At 63.4% G+C, this 16,223-nt stretch carries 17 protein-coding genes; 9 read left to right on the forward strand and 8 right to left on the reverse strand.

The window, feature by feature from the left end; all coding sequences use genetic code 11:
• Positions 1 to 73 precede the first annotated feature (73 nt).
• The 4 genes from APH36_RS05800 to APH36_RS05815 all read right to left on the reverse strand — a co-directional run bounded on the left by APH36_RS05800 (position 74) and on the right by APH36_RS05815 (position 2,700).
• A complete protein-coding gene (locus APH36_RS05800) occupies positions 74 to 832 on the reverse strand; it encodes a hypothetical protein (RefSeq protein ID WP_060497852.1) in 759 nt (252 codons plus the stop codon).
• Complete coding sequence (locus APH36_RS05805) at positions 825 to 1,100, reverse strand: DUF1145 domain-containing protein (RefSeq protein WP_060497853.1); 276 nt, start codon at positions 1,098 to 1,100, stop codon at positions 825 to 827. Before APH36_RS05805 ends, APH36_RS05800 begins: the two co-directional genes overlap by 8 nt.
• 98 nt (positions 1,101 to 1,198) lie before the next feature.
• The gene (locus tag APH36_RS05810) at positions 1,199 to 1,918 is read right to left on the reverse strand and encodes an OmpA family protein (RefSeq protein WP_060497854.1); all 720 of its coding nucleotides are present in this window, start codon (positions 1,916 to 1,918) and stop codon (positions 1,199 to 1,201) included.
• An 89-nt stretch (positions 1,919 to 2,007) separates the two neighbouring features.
• Positions 2,008 to 2,700: an OmpA family protein gene (locus tag APH36_RS05815; RefSeq protein ID WP_016713781.1), complete on the reverse strand. Its 693-nt coding sequence runs from the start codon at positions 2,698 to 2,700 to the stop codon at positions 2,008 to 2,010.
• A gap of 159 nt (positions 2,701 to 2,859) precedes the next feature.
• Here APH36_RS05815 and APH36_RS05820 point away from each other — a divergent pair, with 159 nt between their 5' ends.
• Genes APH36_RS05820 through APH36_RS05835 form a run of 4 tightly spaced genes read left to right on the forward strand, consistent with a single transcriptional unit; the run spans position 2,860 to position 4,517 of the window.
• The gene (locus tag APH36_RS05820) at positions 2,860 to 3,354 is read left to right on the forward strand and encodes a DUF6231 family protein (RefSeq protein ID WP_060497855.1); all 495 of its coding nucleotides are present in this window, start codon (positions 2,860 to 2,862) and stop codon (positions 3,352 to 3,354) included.
• A gap of 2 nt (positions 3,355 to 3,356) precedes the next feature.
• Positions 3,357 to 3,833 (forward strand): YchJ family protein, encoded by a 477-nt coding sequence (locus tag APH36_RS05825; protein WP_060497856.1) that lies wholly within the window; start codon positions 3,357 to 3,359, stop codon positions 3,831 to 3,833.
• Between the two features lie 2 nt (positions 3,834 to 3,835).
• The gene (locus tag APH36_RS05830) at positions 3,836 to 4,312 is read left to right on the forward strand and encodes an LEA type 2 family protein (protein ID WP_060497857.1); all 477 of its coding nucleotides are present in this window, start codon (positions 3,836 to 3,838) and stop codon (positions 4,310 to 4,312) included.
• Between the two features lie 7 nt (positions 4,313 to 4,319).
• Positions 4,320 to 4,517, forward strand: coding sequence for an SEC-C metal-binding domain-containing protein (locus tag APH36_RS05835; RefSeq protein ID WP_009684590.1), 198 nt, complete (start codon positions 4,320 to 4,322; stop codon positions 4,515 to 4,517).
• A 31-nt stretch (positions 4,518 to 4,548) separates the two neighbouring features.
• Here the strand turns inward: APH36_RS05835 and APH36_RS05840 are convergent, their stop codons facing one another.
• Genes APH36_RS05840 through APH36_RS05855 form a run of 4 tightly spaced genes read right to left on the reverse strand, consistent with a single transcriptional unit; the run spans position 4,549 to position 8,154 of the window.
• Positions 4,549 to 5,451: a pyridoxal-phosphate dependent enzyme gene (locus APH36_RS05840; protein WP_060497858.1), complete on the reverse strand. Its 903-nt coding sequence runs from the start codon at positions 5,449 to 5,451 to the stop codon at positions 4,549 to 4,551.
• Positions 5,448 to 6,659, reverse strand: coding sequence for an MFS transporter (locus APH36_RS05845; RefSeq protein ID WP_060497859.1), 1,212 nt, complete (start codon positions 6,657 to 6,659; stop codon positions 5,448 to 5,450). The genes APH36_RS05840 and APH36_RS05845 overlap by 4 nt, the downstream gene beginning before the upstream one ends.
• Entirely contained in the window at positions 6,656 to 7,444 is a 789-nt protein-coding gene (locus APH36_RS05850) for an alanyl-tRNA editing protein (protein ID WP_060497860.1), read from the reverse strand. The genes APH36_RS05845 and APH36_RS05850 overlap by 4 nt, the downstream gene beginning before the upstream one ends.
• Positions 7,441 to 8,154 (reverse strand): serine O-acetyltransferase, encoded by a 714-nt coding sequence (locus tag APH36_RS05855; RefSeq protein ID WP_060497861.1) that lies wholly within the window; start codon positions 8,152 to 8,154, stop codon positions 7,441 to 7,443. Before APH36_RS05855 ends, APH36_RS05850 begins: the two co-directional genes overlap by 4 nt.
• 171 nt (positions 8,155 to 8,325) lie before the next feature.
• Here APH36_RS05855 and APH36_RS05860 point away from each other — a divergent pair, with 171 nt between their 5' ends.
• From APH36_RS05860 to APH36_RS05880, 5 genes are all read left to right on the forward strand, one after another.
• Positions 8,326 to 9,666, forward strand: coding sequence for a PLP-dependent aminotransferase family protein (locus APH36_RS05860; protein ID WP_060497862.1), 1,341 nt, complete (start codon positions 8,326 to 8,328; stop codon positions 9,664 to 9,666).
• A 103-nt stretch (positions 9,667 to 9,769) separates the two neighbouring features.
• Positions 9,770 to 12,211 (forward strand): penicillin acylase family protein, encoded by a 2,442-nt coding sequence (locus APH36_RS05865; RefSeq protein WP_060497863.1) that lies wholly within the window; start codon positions 9,770 to 9,772, stop codon positions 12,209 to 12,211.
• 107 nt (positions 12,212 to 12,318) lie between these two features.
• Positions 12,319 to 13,335 (forward strand): ligase-associated DNA damage response exonuclease, encoded by a 1,017-nt coding sequence (locus tag APH36_RS05870; RefSeq protein WP_060497864.1) that lies wholly within the window; start codon positions 12,319 to 12,321, stop codon positions 13,333 to 13,335.
• Positions 13,332 to 14,990, forward strand: coding sequence for an ATP-dependent DNA ligase (locus APH36_RS05875; protein ID WP_060497865.1), 1,659 nt, complete (start codon positions 13,332 to 13,334; stop codon positions 14,988 to 14,990). The genes APH36_RS05870 and APH36_RS05875 overlap by 4 nt, the downstream gene beginning before the upstream one ends.
• A gap of 100 nt (positions 14,991 to 15,090) precedes the next feature.
• Positions 15,091 to 16,206 (forward strand): succinylglutamate desuccinylase/aspartoacylase family protein, encoded by a 1,116-nt coding sequence (locus APH36_RS05880; RefSeq protein ID WP_060497866.1) that lies wholly within the window; start codon positions 15,091 to 15,093, stop codon positions 16,204 to 16,206.
• The last annotated feature ends 17 nt before the right edge of the window (positions 16,207 to 16,223 follow it).

Here is a 16,223-nt window from a genome sequence, read left to right on the forward strand (position 1 = left end):
GCGGCGCTCGATCGCATAGGCGCTGCAAACGCCCCGGCGAGCACTTCGCGGCCGAGAGGCATCTCAAAAAGGTTCACAAGCGCTGCAGGATCAACTCACCCGCGGCCCCCGCCAACCCTGGCTGGCCCGGCTGCCCCGGCCGGCCATTGGCCCCGGCGTCGGTGCTGTACACAAGGCAACCTTTACTCGCTCCGCCTTTACCCGCCTTGCCTGCCGCCCCGGCCTTGCCCGGTGCGCCGCCATCCAGGCGCACCACAATGTGCTCCTGCGGGAACCCTTGCGGCAGGCTCAGACGAATGCGCCCACCCGGGGCACCATCGTGCCCGTTGCCGCCATTATCGCCATTGGCACCGCGACTGGCCTGGCCCCATGTGCAACCACCTGCCTGGCCATTGGCACCATCAAGCCCCACGTACCCCGGCGCACCGGCGCCGCCACGGGCATCGATCGCCACCCGCTCGGCATCCAGCTCAGCCAGTTTCAGGTCCAGACTGCGGCCCGAGCGGGCTGGCCGCTGGTAGCTACCGGCGGCCCCTGGAGCACTGAACTCACTGCCTTCGCCCAACCTGGCGCTGCGCGCCTCGATCAGCAACGGGCTATCGGAAGGTGCAATGGCGATACGCGCATCACGCCCCAGTTCCAGCTGATCGACCTTCAATTGCGCAAGCGAAGCAGGCAGCAGCAGGGTTGCCGAATCAGCGACACGCAAGTGCGTGAAGTGCACGCTGGCCGATTTGTCGGGCAGGCGCAGCATGGAATTGGCGGCGACTTCCAGGCTTTCTGCCTGAGCCAGGGGAGTGGCCAACATGGCCAGCAACATCAGATTACGCATTTCGAGGCGCCTCCTGCGCACGGGGAATGGACATGACATGGAAGATACCCGTCAACAGGATCTGCAATCGGTCGAACCAGCGGTGGCTGCGCCCACGCAGGCTGCCATTGAAGAACAGTACTTCGAGCAGGTGCAGGCCGAGCAGGAAGATACCAGCGGCATTGATCAGCAGATTGAAGGGCAAAGGTTGTGGCAACAGCTGATTGAACAACACCACACCCCAGAAAGCGACCGTCAGGACCTTGCCCAGGCCCAGGATGAACTTCATACCCCGCCCCTATCAATTGTTGTTATGTCGAGACGGCCCGATCGAGCGGGCCGTGCGCCCCACATTAACTGCAATGCCAAGGCAGGCGCCAGCACCGCTCAGTTGAGGTGCAGCTCCACCCGTCGGTTGCGCGCGCGGCCTTCCTCGGTTTCGTTGTCGGTGACCGGCTCGCTTTCCCCACGCCCCTGGCTGGTGACCTTGCCGGGCTCCAGGCCCTGGCTGATAAGGTACTCAGCAACACTGCTGGCACGGCGCTCGGAAAGCGCCTGATTGTAGGTGTCGGAGCCCACGCTGTCGGTGTGCCCGATCACCGCGACCTTGGCTACCGTCGGTGAGTTGAGCTTCGCCACCAGGCCTTGCAGCCGTTGCTGGGCCGCCGGGGTCAGGTCGGCGGAATCGAAGGCGAACATCACCGCGCCGTTGTCATCCAGGATGATGACTTCAGGTGCCGGTTCGGGTGCGGTAGCAGGGGGGGCTGCCGGATACACCTTCAACGGGCAACCCATGTGGTCGACCGCCGTGTTGGCTGGGGTGTCGGGGCAACGATCGCGGCGGTCGAAAACACCATCGCCATCTTCGTCACCGTCCTGGGCATAGCAGATCAGCCCCCCGGTAATGGCGCCCAGGGCGCCGCCACCTGCGGCCCAGGCAGAACTTTCGATAGCGCCCAGGCCGCCACCGACCAGGCCGCCCAACAGGCTGCAGATGGGCCAGGTCCTTTGGTTGAGGGGCGCGCTGCCATCGCTATGGGTAGCGCAGCCCGCGAGCAGGCTGGCAGCCACCAACAGCGGCAATGCCGCCTTCGACGTCACACTCATGCTGAATGCTCCTGTGTCATTGGCCACAAACGGCTGACCGGCATCAACACGCGCCCGTGCCACCGCTCAAGGCACGGGCGCATGCCGTGTTACCGCTGGATCTTGATCTCGGTACGACGGTTCATGGCACGCCCTTCGGCCGTGGCATTGTCAGCCACCGGTTGGGTTTCACCGGCACCGACCACCGAAACGAAGCTGCTGCGCGGTACGCCGCTCTCGACCAGGTAATCGGTCACCGAGTGGGCACGACGTTCGGACAGTTTCTGGTTGTAGCTGTCGGAACCGACGCTGTCGGTGTGGCCGCTGACACTCAGGCGGGCGGATGGCGCTTCCTGTTTGAGGCGCGTGGCAATGGTGTTGAGGCGCTCTTTGTCGCGGGCGGTCAGCTTCGCAGAGTCGAATTCGAAGTGCACATCGCGGATGACGATGACCTCTTCTTTCTGCACCACCACTTCCTCGACCACGGCTGCCGGCTCAGGCGGGCACCCGTTGGCATCGACCTGCACCCCACGCGGGGTGCCAGGGCACTTGTCACGGCTGTCCGGCACGCCGTCGCCATCCTCGTCGCCATCTCCATGGGCCCAGCAGTAACCCGCCGCCAGGCCACCGCCCAGCAACGCGCCCCAGCCAGCCCAGCTGGAACTTTCAATAGCGCCCAAGGCGGCGCCGCCTACACCCCCGACGGCGGCACATTTCGGCCAGTCGGTTTTTTGCAAACCTGCACAACCAGTCAACACACTGGTGAGCAGTACCAGGGGTATCGCTGTGCGTACTATGCTCATTTCATTGCTTCTCCTAGGGGGAATCGGCATAAGGCCGATCTCTGGGAGTAAAGACCGCGCATTCCAACCCTGCCAGCAATAAGCCACGTCGCGGTCACATGCCTCTTTGACCGCAGGCTGCGGCCCGCTAGTCTTGGACGACTTGAACGAGGATTGGCAATGACCGAAGGTTTCTCCCAACGTACGCCGCAGCAGGCTTTGGCAGCCCTGCTGGAGCGCTTCACCCCGCAACGCCTGCTGCTGGTGGGCACACGCTTCCCAGCGCTCGACGCCTTCGCCGCGGCACACCCGCAGGTGAGCATCGCCACGGCGGCCCCTGGCCCGCTTCCGGCCGAACTTGCGGCCCAGCGTTTTGACTTGGCGGTGCTGGTGGACTGCCTGGAGCACCTGCCCAAACGCACGGGCCTGGAACTGCTCGGCGGCATCCGCAACCTCAATGCCAGCCGGGTTGCCGTGCTGGCCGACCTGGCCGCCTGCGGCTGGCAAGACACCGACTTTTTCGCCCTGGCCCTGTCGGCCAGCGAGAAATTCTGCCGTGACCAACAGGTATTGAGCCTGTTCACCTATGATCTACATGACTACAAGCAGGTCCCGGACTGGCTCAACGCCAGGTTCTGGGCCAACCCTGAAAACTTCGGCAAGTACTGGTGGTGATGATGAGTGTCTCGGTCTGCCCTTGTGGCAGTGGCAACCTGCTTGATGCCTGCTGTGGGCATTACCATGCCGGCACCCCGGCACCCGATGCCCAGGCGCTGATGCGCTCACGCTACAGTGCCTACGTGCTGGGCCTGGTCGACTACCTGGTGGCCACCACTTTGCCCGCGCAACAAGCCGACCTGGACCGTGCCGCCATGGCCGCCTGGAGCGCCCAGAGCACCTGGCTGGGCCTGGAGGTAGAAAGCGCTGAAGTACTCGGCGGCCAACCGGAACACGGCTTTGTCACCTTCACCGCACGCTGGCACGACCAGGAGGGCGACCACCAGCAGCGTGAACGCTCGGCGTTCGTCCAGCATGCCGGGCGCTGGTACTTCATCGACCCTACGGTCGGGTTGAAGGCCGGGCGCAACGACCCCTGCCCCTGCGCCAGCGGGCAGAAGTTCAAGAAATGCTGCGCCAGTTACGTCGGGAGCTGAACATGAACGCCCGCGCCCGTCTGCTGCTGCTCGGTACACTGATGGCATGGCTGGCGGGCTGCAGCAGTTGGGGCGGTGAAGACTGGCGCGAACCCGAGGTGCGCCTGGTCGAAGTCGAAACGGTCAAGGCCAGGTTGCTGGAACAGGAGTTCGTGCTGCACCTGCAAGTCGACAACCCCAATGACAGCCGTCTGTTCATCCGCAACCTGTCGTATGCCGTGCGCCTGAACGACCTGCTGCTGGTGCAGGATGAAACCAGCGTATGGCGCAGCGTGGGCGGGCATGCCCAGCGTACCTTCAAGATCACCGCGCGTACCAACCTATGGCAGCACCTCAAGCCGCTGGCCAAGCTGCTCAGAAGCAAGCAACCGCTGCACTACACCCTGCAGGGCGAACTAGCGACCGGGCTGCTTATCCAGCGGGACCTGCACTTATCGCGCAGTGGTGAGATAATCCCCGGCGATAACATCCCGGAGTAACCCTGCAATGTCCCAGCAACCCCACGTTCATGGCCCTGACTGCAACCACGACCATGATCACCACCATGACCATGGCCATGTTCACGGCCCGCACTGCAACCACGGCCACCAGGAGCCGGTACGTAACGCCCTGAAGGACGTTGGCCGTAACGACCCGTGCCCATGCGGTAGCGAGAAGAAGTTCAAGAAGTGCCACGGCGCCTGATCTGACGTTGCCCCCTGCTGAGGGCCTTGGCCTATGCGGCCTTGCGCCGGGTCGCCCCCAGCAGGTCCTGGTACCACAGGCCGGCGTCATAGGCGATGGTCACCACAGTGGTCCCGGCATACCGCGGATGCTGGGCCATGCGCTGAGCAACAGCCAGGCAGGCGGCAGCGGTATTGCCCACGAAAATGCCACTTTGCATGTAGAACCAGCGCTGCGCAGCCAGCATCTCTGCGTGTTGTACCTGGGCCCGCTCGTCCACCAGCGACCAGTCCATGAAGGGCGGGCAAACCCCCACCGCCATGCCTTCGAAGCGATGGTCGGCAAACACACCTGTCCTTGAGTCACACCCACAGGGGTCGACCAACACCGTCGACACCTCGAAACCGTGATCTTTCAGCCCCAGCGTAATGCCCGTGAAGCTTGCACCCGTACCCGCACAGCCAACAAACAGGACTTCCCGCCCTGCCCCAGCGTTGGTCAGTTGCACGGCCAGCTCGCTGGCCGTCTGGTAACGGTGGGCCTCGATACCCACCGGGTTGTTGAACTGGTCGGTGTAGAAGTATGACTTGCCCAACGCGACCTGGTTATCCAGGTGGTGCATGACCACATCCTTGGGGGTGGCACCGGCCATCAGCATTTCCTTGCCGATCAGCCGGGCACCGAAACACTCGAGCAGATCCCGCTTGGTCTGGCTGAAGCTCAGCCCGACCGCCAGCTCCACCGCGACCTGGTACTTGTGACAGGCCGCCAGCAAGCCGAAGCCGAAACTGCCACCGGTTTTCTCGATGACGGTTGTCACACCGGGAATGATGTCGCCGTTGCTTACGGCATGCTCGACGATGCGCCGGGCCGCCCGGTATTTGTGGCTTCCCCCCGGGTTGTTCATTTCCAGCTTGGTGTAGATGCGATCGCTGACACTGATGAGCTCGCTCATTTGCGGCTACCTTCCATTGAAGTATGCAGGCAGGCCTTGTTCTGCAGCAGGCCGGCAGTGGCAACCAGCAGCCCGATGCACAGGGCCATGCAGATGGCGTTGGTGCCATCCCAGCCGACCGTGCTCAGCAACAGCGAAGGGCTGAACGCGCCGAGGGTGGCGAAGATGGCAATGGCCAGGTCGTTCTTGCCCTGCATCTGCATCGCTGCCGGGCTGTTCTGCAGCGACTGGGCCAGCAAGGCGCCGCCGCCTACATACGTCAGGTTCCAACCCAGCCCGAGGGCAATCAGTGCCAGGGTCATCATGGCGTAGCTGTGCGACCAGATATTCAGGGCCGAGCAGCCGATCAGCAGGGCCAGGCCCGCGCAAATGGTGGTCCTGATACCCAACCGCTGGATGATCGCACCGGTGAAGAACGACGGAGCAAACATGGCAATCACATGCCACTGGATCGCCAGGCGTACGTCCGAGAAGTCCTCGTGCATGTGCTTCATGTGCATCGAGGCCTGGATCATCAGCAGGTTCATGATCCCGTAGCTCAGTGCAGCAACGCCCATTGCTACCACCACACTCGGGCTTAACGGCTCGGTGCGTGGGCGGGCCGACTGGGCGGCGCCGTTGACCGTGGTGGTCACACCGCCATCGTCTGGCAGGCAAAGGGCAATCAGCAGTGACAGCAGCGCCAGGCCGACAAACGCGGCATAACAGAGCGAAAACAGTGGATAGCCGCCCACATCTCGCAGCCACTCGGTAAGCGTCGGCCCGACCACCGCGGCGATGACGCCCCCCGCCACAACCAGGGAAAGGGCTTTGGGTTTCAGGGCCTGAGACAGATTGTCGGTGGCCGCGAAGCGGTTGAAGTTGGCGAAGGCGATATACACACCCAACGCAGAATGGCTAAGGACCAGGGTTGCAAAATGCTGGTGCTCCACAGCCAGAAAGCCGCTGACGCCCGACAATGCCAAAGGAATCGCGCCCAGCATGAAAGCCTTCTTGCGGCCGATGCGGCTCATCAGCCTGGAGACCGGGTAGGTTGCCAGCATCAGGCTCAGAAACTGAAACCCGTACGGCACCGTGGACCACGCGGCATCAGGCGCCAGCGCCGCGCCGACAATGGCGGCCATGGTCACGGACATGACCGCGGTGGTCAGGTTGATCGACTGTGCGGTGAAATAGAGGTACGTGCGCCGCGGTAACGTGCTGTTCATAGTGCGTGCCCGTGGTAGGTGGACAGGTCGATTTCGGCATCGGGGAACGCGCAGATCAGCCGTTCCTTACCTTTGCCCAGGCGTTTGCGCCTGACGCTCAGGCGCCCGATACGCCCTGGTGAATCGAGGTGTGTGCCACCGCACGGAATTTCGATGCCGTTGTAGGTCCACAAACGTGCGTCTTCCAGGCCCTCGACCGCGTAGTGCTCGATGGGTGCATCGCAGCCGATCAGTTCGTTGGCCCGCCGCTCTATTTCATCCACCTCTTCGGCCGTGAAAGCGTCCTCGACCAGGAAGTCGAAACGTGCCGAATCCTCTTTGATGTGGCAGCCGATGGTCCATTGCTGCAGCTCTTCACGCAGCCCGATAGCAGCGGCATACAGAAAGTGACTGGCACTGTGAGACAGCGTCAGCCGTTCGCGCCGTTCGATATCGATGGTGATGCGGGCCGGCATGCCTGGCGTGACGTCATCCAGCAAGTGCAGGTCATCAGGGTGCAGGCTGTGAATAATGATGCCGCCCAGTTTCCCGCCCTTGAAACCTTCGAGGCGAATCGGGCTGCCATACAGTTTTTTCACCCAGACAAACCGCACAGTTCCCACCGGTAATTCAATGGTGCCGAAGTCCGCTTCCTGGCCGCCACCTTCCGGGTAAGCCACGGTACTCTGCAATTCAATGCCATCACTGTGCACGCGTGCTACTTGCGTATCAACGCCGGCCAGGTACTGGTCTTTGTAATACAGCTTTTCGGTATTGCGTAACACTTCATAGTTCAGAGCGCTCATGATTCCAGTACCACCTGCAATGATGTTTTAACCTGTACCCGGGCAGCAGCGGGAACATCTTTGGTAATAATGCAGCCCGGCCCGATAAATGCGCCGTCACCCACATGGATAGCGCCCAGCACACTGGCGAACGCGCCGATTTGTACCCGGTTGCCCAAGGTCGGGTGCCTGGGGCTTGAAGGGTTGCCGCTGATACCACGGGCGCCCAGGGTGACGCCGCCCAGCACGTAGCAATCGTCACCAATGGTCGAGGTTTCGCCTATGACGGTGCCCATGCCGTGATCGATGATGAAGCGCGCGCCAATACGGCTGCGGAAGTGGATCTCCGCCCCGGAGAGCATTTTGCCGCGCCTGGAGATCATGGCCGCCAGGCATTGACCGCCGGCACCATAGGCAGCAGCGGTATTGGTGTAGATCCAATGGGCGAGCCGATAATGCAGAACGGCAGAATAAGAGGTGTACGTTCTTGCAATGAATACCAGGTCGCGGCCAGCTGCCGGATCTTTCAGGGCAAAGGCCTGCAAATCGGCATGGGCTTGTTCGGTGACACACTGAATAACCGAAGTTTCTTTTAACGCTTCGAATTCTTCAACTGAACAACACTCCAACAGCGCCGATGTAACAAGGTTCCTTACAACCTTGAATGTTTCCGGTTCATCAGGCACAGGTAGCCTGGCAATGACGGCTGATTGCATATCCATAGAGTGCATGGGCTCGATATCCAGTTGTCTGGTTGAACAGACGCTTAAGGTGTTGCCTTTGCGGGCAACCAACACTTCCGACAAGGGAATAGTGGCATGTACTGGCCATTTGAAAACGAACAGTCGACATGCATTTCCGTTAACTGTTAGGCTTTTTTTTCTAACGGTTTGAGACCTGCCATGAACGCCAGCAGCCTTCATCACCAGTTAAGACAACGCCTGGATGCAGGGGAGTGGCTGCCTGGGCAGCGCATGCCCTCCATCCGGAAACTGACGGCTGCGGTCGACTTCAGTTACCACGACGTTGTTTCGGCCTACGCCCAGCTGGTCAGCGAAGGTGTGTTGACGGCTTCACCGGGCAGGGGCTACTTCGTCGCGACCCGGTCACGGCAAACCAGTGTGATCCACGAGCCCGACTGCATGGCGGGCGACCCGCTCTTCAAGCTGCTGCAAGGTGGCCAGCACTACACCAAGCTGGGCAGCGGCTGGCTCCCCCCCGCCTGGCGTGACACCGAGCTGCTGGCCAAGGCCATTCGCCGCACGGCGCGGCTGGAGCAAAGCTCGCTGGCCGAATACGGCGACATCCAGGGCTACTTGCCCATGCGCAAACAGCTGTGCGTACACATGAAACGGCTGACCCGTGTCGATGTTCGCCCCAACCAGTTGCTGACCACACTGGGCGCTACACAAGGCCTGGACCTGGTTGCGCGGCTGCTGATCAAGCCAGGCGACCACGTTTTCGTCGACGAGCCGGGTAACGGCAACCTGATCAAGCTGATCCAGCTGGCGGGCGGGCACGTTGTCGGCATACGGCGAACCCAGGACGGGCCGGACGTGGAAGAGATGAAAACTTACTTGGCCAGGCACAAGGTCAAGGCATTTTTCTGCAACAGCACCTTCCACAACCCGACCGGCAGCAACATCAGCCCGCACAACGCCTTCAGCGTCCTGCGCCTGGCGGTAGAGCACGAGTTCTTCGTGGTCGAGGACGATGTGTATGGCGACTTCAGCCCGGCCGTACGCCAGACCTTTGCCGAACTGGACAACCTTGACCGGGTTATCTACATCGGCAGTTTCTCCAAATGCCTGTCAGCATCGCTGCGCGTGGGTTTCATCGCCTGCTCCCAAGACCTGATCGAACCGCTGACACGCCTGAAACTGCTGACCTGTGTTGCCGTACCGGCGTTTTGCGAACGCTTTGTCAACACCATATTGTCGGATGGCACCTATGCCCGGCACATGAATGATGTGCAGCAGCGCCTGATCAGGCAGCAGGTCCAGACCCAGCGGCTTCTGATCGAGCGAGGCTGGCAGTTTGAAATCGCACCGCAAGGGGGGATGTTCCTCTGGGTCTACCACCCGGACCTGCCAGACCTGCAACCGCTGGTGCGCAAACTGGAACAAAACAAGATCCTGCTGATGCCCGGCTCGGCGTTCGCCGTTACCCGTGACTACCGGCGCTATGCCCGCATCAATTGCACGCACTTTTCCGAGACGTTGGCAGACCACTTCAACGTTTGAGGCAGCGCTGGCAAATAAACCGACCTGGGACCTTGCATGGCGCCTGCGCGCTTACTACCTTAGCGCCTTTCGAAACCCGCCACGCCTTGCAGGAGCCCTTGTCATGGCCGCCCCCGCCTTTCCTCCCTTCCGCCCGCGGTTCGCAACCGCTGCCACGCTGCTCGGCATGCTCGGGCTGGCCGGCTGCCAGACGGGCGGCTACCAGGACAGCGTGCCACCGACCCGTGGCGTGCAACCGCTCAAGGGCCTGGCGCAGAATGTTTCAGTACGCCGCAATGCCATGGGTGCGCCACTGATCGAAAGCAGCAGCTTCCATGATGCGCTCTTCAGCCTGGGCTATGTGCATGCCGGAGACCGCATCGAGCAGATGGTCGCCATGCGCCTGCTGGCCCAAGGCCGCCTGGCCGAACTGGCCGGCAGCGAAGCGCTGGACATCGACCGCCTGATGCGCGCGGCCAACCTCAAGCAAAGCGCCGCCCAGCAGTACGCCGACGCCTCGCCACGGCTCAAGCGCTTTTTCGAAGTGTACGCACGCGGGGTCAACGCCTACCTGTTCCGCTATCGCGACAAGCTGCCGGCCGGCCTGGCCAGCAGTGGCTATCGCCCGGAATACTGGAAGCCCGAAGACTCGGCGCTGATCTTCAACCTGTACGCGTTCAGCCAATCAGTGAACCTGCAGGAAGAATTGAGTGCCCTGACCCTGGCGCAGAAAGCCGGCAGCGACAAGCTGGCCTGGCTGCTGCCAGGCGCCCCGGACGAGCCATTGGCCGAAGGCGAGGTGGACAAGCTCAAGGGCCTGAACCTGGCCAGTCAGCTGCCTGGCCTGCCAGCGCTGGCAGCCGCCAGCCAGAAACTGGCCGACCTCGACCTGCTCGGCAGCCCGGGCTCGGCCAACCTGGCCCTGGCCCCGCAGCGCAGCCGCAGTGGCAAGAGCCTGCTGGCCAGCGACAGCCGCGCTGCCTGGACCCTGAGCCCGATACAGATCCACACCAGCAAATACCAGGTTGCCGGCCTGTCGTTGCCGGGCTTGCCGATCGTGCTGGCCGGTTACAACGGCAAACTGGCCTGGAGCAGCAGCGCCGTGATGGCCGACAACCAAGACCTGTTCCTGGAACAACTGCGTCGTCAAGGCAGCCAGCTGAGCTACCTGGCCGACGGCAAATGGCTGCCGGCCCGCGCCCGTAGCGAAACGTTCTTCATCCGAGGCCAGCGCCCGCTGCGCGAGGTGATGTATGACACCCGCCACGGCACCCTGCTGTCCCAGCCAGACAACGCCAGCCTGGGCCTGGCGCTGAACCTGCCGCAGTTCAAGGGCGACCGCAGCCTGGATGCGCTGTTCGACCTGACCCGGGCCAGGAATGTGGAACGCGCCTTCGACAACACCCGCGAAGTGACCGCTGCGGCCCTCAACTTTGTCTTCGCCGAGCCGGAGCACATCGGCTGGCAAGTCAGTGGCCGCTACCCCAACCGCCGCGAAGGCCAGGGCCTGCTGCCCTCGCCGGGCTGGGACGGGCGCTACGACTGGGACGGCTATGCCGACCCGATGCTGCACCCGTACGACCAGGACCCCACCGCTGGCTGGATCGGCCACGCCAACCAGCGCAGCCTGCCGCGCGGCTACGGCATGCAGCTGTCCAGCACCTGGTACTACCCCGAACGCGCCGAACGCCTGGCCCAGTTGGCCGGCAATGGCCGTCACGACAGCCGCAGCCTGATGGCCCTGCAGAACGACCAGGTAACCCTGCTGGCCGACAAGCTCAAGCAGATGTTCGACGCCCCCGGCATGGCCCAGCCCTTGAAGCAGGCGATTGATGCCCTGCCCGCCGCCCAACGGGACAAAGCCCGCGACACGCTGGCCCGTCTCAAGGCCTTCGATGGCCGCCTGAGCCCGGTGTCGGCGGATGCCGCGCTGTACGAGCTGTTTCTGCAGGAGGTAACGCGGCAAACCTTCCTCGACGACCTGGGTCCGGAATCCGGCCCGGCCTGGCAGGCGTTCGTGAGCAATGCCCGCTTGTCGTTCTCGGCCCAGGCCGATCACCTGCTGGGCCGCGACGACAGCCCGTTCTGGGATGACCGCAACACCCCACAAAAAGAAGACAAGCCTGCCATTCTCGCCCGCAGCCTGGCGGGAGCAATGGACGCCGGGATCGCGCAACTGGGCGCCGACCGCCGCGCCTGGCAATGGGGCAAGCTGCACCAGTACCGCTGGCCAGCACCGGCCTACCATGGCCTGGGCGAAGCCATCAGCCGCTCACCGCTGGCTGCAGGTGGCGACTTCACCACCCTGGCCCTGACGCCATACGCCTGGGGCAGCGACTTCGACACCCGCCTGCCGGCCTCGGCGCGGATGATCGTCGACTTCGGCCAGGCCGAACCCTTGCAGGTGCTGACCAGCAGCGGCCAGTCCGGTAACCCGGCAAGCACGCACTACAGCGACGGGCTGGATGCCTGGTTCAAAGGCCGGTTCATGAGCCTGCCGCTGCAGCAGCAGAACTTCGGGCGGGCGTATGGCAGCCAGCGGCTCACGCTGGTACCTGGCAAATAACGGGCATCGCCTGTTTTGGGGCTGCATTGCAGCCCCAGCCATTTCCGGTCGAACTTCCTTCCTCCTGCATGGCTCATAACTGGTAACTCCAAACCAGCGCCCGCGCCATGGACCTTGTCATCGCCCGCCCCGAAGGCCTCTACTGCCCGCCCGGTGATTTCTACATCGACCCTTGGCGGCCCGTGGACCGCGCCGTGATCACCCATGGCCACGGTGACCATGCACGTACCGGCAATGGCCATTATCTGACCGCCAGCCCAGGTGCTGGCATCCTGCGTAGCCGGTTGGGCCAGGGCATCGATTTGCAGACCCTGCCCTACGGTGAGCGCCTGCTTCACCATGGGGTGACCCTGAGCCTGCACCCGGCCGGGCACGTGCTGGGTTCGGCACAGGTGCGCCTGGAGTACCAAGGTGAAGTCTGGGTCGCGTCCGGTGACTACAAGGTAGAGCCCGATGGCACCTGTACGCCCTTCGAACCCGTGCCGTGCCACACCTTCATCACCGAGTCGACGTTCGGCCTGCCCATTTATCGCTGGCCCAGCCAGGCTGAGGTCTTTGCCGACATAAACGCCTGGTGGCGGGCCAACAGCAACCAGGGCAAGGCCAGCGTGCTGTTCTGCTATGCCTTCGGCAAGGCCCAGCGGATTTTGCATGGGCTGGACGCCAGCATCGGGTCAATCCTTGTACATGGCGCCGTCGAGCCGCTCAACCGGGTGTACCGGGACGCCGGTATCCACCTGCCCAAAACCCTCTACGCCGGGGATATACCGCGCAACGACCCACTGCTGCGCCAAGCGCTGGTCCTGGCCCCCCCGTCGGCCAGCGGCAGTAGCTGGATGCGCCGCTTCGGCGAGTACAGCGATGCCTTCGCCAGTGGCTGGATGCTGCTGCGCGGCACCCGCCGGCGGCGCGGTGTGGACCGGGGCTTCGTCCTCTCGGACCATGCCGACTGGCCCGGCCTGCTGTGGGCAATCGGCCAGACCGGCGCCGAACGGGTGATGGTCACCCACGGCTCGGTCAACGTGCTGGTGCGCTACCTCAACGAACAAGGCCTCGATGCCCGCGCCTTCGCCACCGAATACGGCGACGAAGACGACGTCGTCACGGCCGAACCCACACCATGAAAGCCTTCGCCACGTTTTACCTGCGCCTGGATGCGACCACGTCCAGCAACGCCAAACTTGAGGCCCTGCGCGACTATTTCGCCAATGCCCCCGCCGAGGATGCCGCCTGGGCCGTGTACTTTCTGGCCGGCGGGCGCCCGCGCCAGCTGGTGCCCACTCGCGTGTTGCGCGCACAGGCAACGGCTCAGGCCGGGTTGCCGGACTGGCTCTTCGAAGAAAGCTATCAGGCAGTGGGTGACCTGGCCGAAACCATTTCGCTGTTGCTACCCATACACGCCGATGGCAGCGATGAAGGCCTTGCCACCTGGGTGGAGCAGCATTTGCTGCCCCTGCGCGGGCTACCGCCTGAGCAGGTGCAGCAGCGCCTGCAGCCGCTCTGGGCGCAGCTGGATCGCCCCAGCCTGATGCTGTGCCTGAAGCTGATCACCGGCAGTTTTCGCGTGGGCGTATCGAAGTTGCTGGTCACCCGCGCCCTGGCGCAACTGGCCGGGGTGGACGCCAAGCGCGTGGCCCAGCGCCTGGTCGGTTACACCGACATTGGCCATCGCCCTACCGCAGCCAGCTACCAGAAGCTGATCGCCCCGGAGTCCGCCGATGAGCATCGCCAGCGCGGCGGCCAGCCCTACCCATTCTTCCTGGCCCACCCGCTACAAGCCTCTACCGATCAGTTCGATACCCTGCTCGGGCCGCCAGGCAACTGGCAAATCGAGTGGAAGTGGGACGGCATTCGCGCCCAGGTGGTCAAGCGCGAGGGCCAGCTGTGGGTGTGGTCGCGCGGCGAAGAGTTGGTGACCGAGCGCTTCCCCGAACTGCACACCCTGGCGCAGACGCTCCCCGATGGCGTGGTGCTCGACGGCGAGATTCTGGTCTGGAAACCAGGTGATACGGGGGCTGAACTGGCCGTGCAGCCTTTTGCCCTGCTACAGCAGCGCCTGGGGCGCAAAACGCTGGGCAAGAAATTGCTGACCGACGCGCCGGTGGTGTTGCAGGCCTACGACCTGCTGGAGTGGCAAGGCGAAGACTGGCGCAACCGGCCGCAGCACGAGCGCCGCAGCCAACTGGAACGCTTGGTCGATGCGCACCCGCTTGCCCCCGTGCTGCTGTCGCCGCTGCTGACAGGCCCGGACTGGGCCGACCTTGCCCACCAGCGAGAACAGTCGCGCAGCCTGGGTGTCGAGGGCCTGATGCTCAAGCAGCGCGAGGCCCTTTACGGCGTGGGGCGCACCAAGGATATGGGTACCTGGTGGAAGTGGAAGATCGACCCGTTCAGCGTCGATGCCGTGCTGATCTATGCCCAACGCGGCCACGGCCGGCGTGCAAGCCTGTACAGCGACTACACCTTCGCCGTATGGGACGCACCGGCCGGCACCCCGGGGCGAGCATTGGTACCCTTTGCCAAAGCCTATTCGGGGCTCAGTGACGAAGAAATGCGCAAGGTGGATGCCATTATCCGCAAGACCACGGTGGAAACCTTCGGCCCGGTACGCAGCGTAACGCCTACGCTGGTGTTCGAACTGGGCTTCGAAGGCATTGCCTTGTCCAGGCGCCACAAGAGCGGTATTGCCGTGCGCTTTCCGCGCATGCTGCGCTGGCGGCTGGACAAGCCGGTGGAAGAGGCCGATGACCTGGCCACCTTGCAGGCACTGCTGGCCTGAAAAGGTGGCGACTCCATTGAGGCGCAACGCTGAAAACTATGCTTCTATCAGTGTGCCGACCTGTGTCGCAGACCGTATTCGCCACGCATCCAGGACCACCATGCACCATTCAACCCACGACCTGCTCTCACCCGTTCCGGGCATCACCCGCCAGTTGCACAGCTTCCACTTCGGCCCTCGCAGTGGCGGCAAAGTCTATATCCAGGCCTCCCTGCATGCCGACGAACTGCCCGGCATGCTGGTGGCATGGCACCTCAAGCGCTGCCTGACAGCACTGGAAGAACAAGGCCGCCTGCAGCGCGAGATCATCCTGGTGCCGGTGGCCAACCCGGTCGGCCTAGAGCAAGTGCTGCTGGATGCACCGCTGGGGCGCTTCGAGCTGCAAAGCGGCGAGAACTTCAACCGCAACTTCGTCGACCTGTCGGACAGCATCGGCGACCAGATAGAAGAACACCTTACCCAGAACCCGGCGCACAACGTCGAGCTGATCCGCGAATACCTGCGTCGTGGGCTGGACGCGCACCCGGCCCGCACACCGCTGCAAGCCCAGCGCCTGATCCTGCAGCGCCTGGCCTGCGATGCCGACATGGTGCTGGACCTGCACTGCGACTTCGAGGCGGTCGAACACCTGTACACCACACCCGATGCCTGGCCACACATCGAGCCGCTGGCCCGCTACCTGGGCGCCCAGGCCAGCCTGCTGGCCACCGACTCGGGCGGGCAGTCGTTCGATGAGTGCTTCAGCCTGGTCTGGTGGCAGTTGCAGCAACGCTTCGGCAAGCGCTTCCCGATCCCGCTGGGCTGCTGCTCGGTAACTGTAGAACTGCGCGGCCAGGCCGATGTCAGCCATGACCTGGCCAGCAAAGACTGCCAGGCGATACTCGACTTCCTTACCCACGCGGGCGTTATCGAAGGCGCCAGCCCTGCCCTGCCACCCTTGCCCAGCCCGGCCACGCCGCTGGCTGCTGTCGAACCGGTAGTGACGCCACTGGGCGGGTTGCTGGTGTATCACGCCAAACCCGGACAGTACCTGGAAGCCGGGCAGTTGATTGCCGAAGTCATCGACCCGCTCAGTGATCGGGTAACGGCAGTGCGCAACAGCCAACCGGGCCTGCTATATGCCCGCAGCGTAAGGCGCATGGCCACTTCTGGTATGGTCATCGCCCATGTTGCTGGCGAGCAGGTATGTCGCAGTGGCTACCTGCTGGGCAACTGATTCGGTAAAACCATTGC

The sequence above is a fragment of the Pseudomonas sp. NBRC 111133 genome (genome assembly GCF_001320605.1).
Classification (GTDB): domain Bacteria; phylum Pseudomonadota; class Gammaproteobacteria; order Pseudomonadales; family Pseudomonadaceae; genus Aquipseudomonas; species Aquipseudomonas monteilii.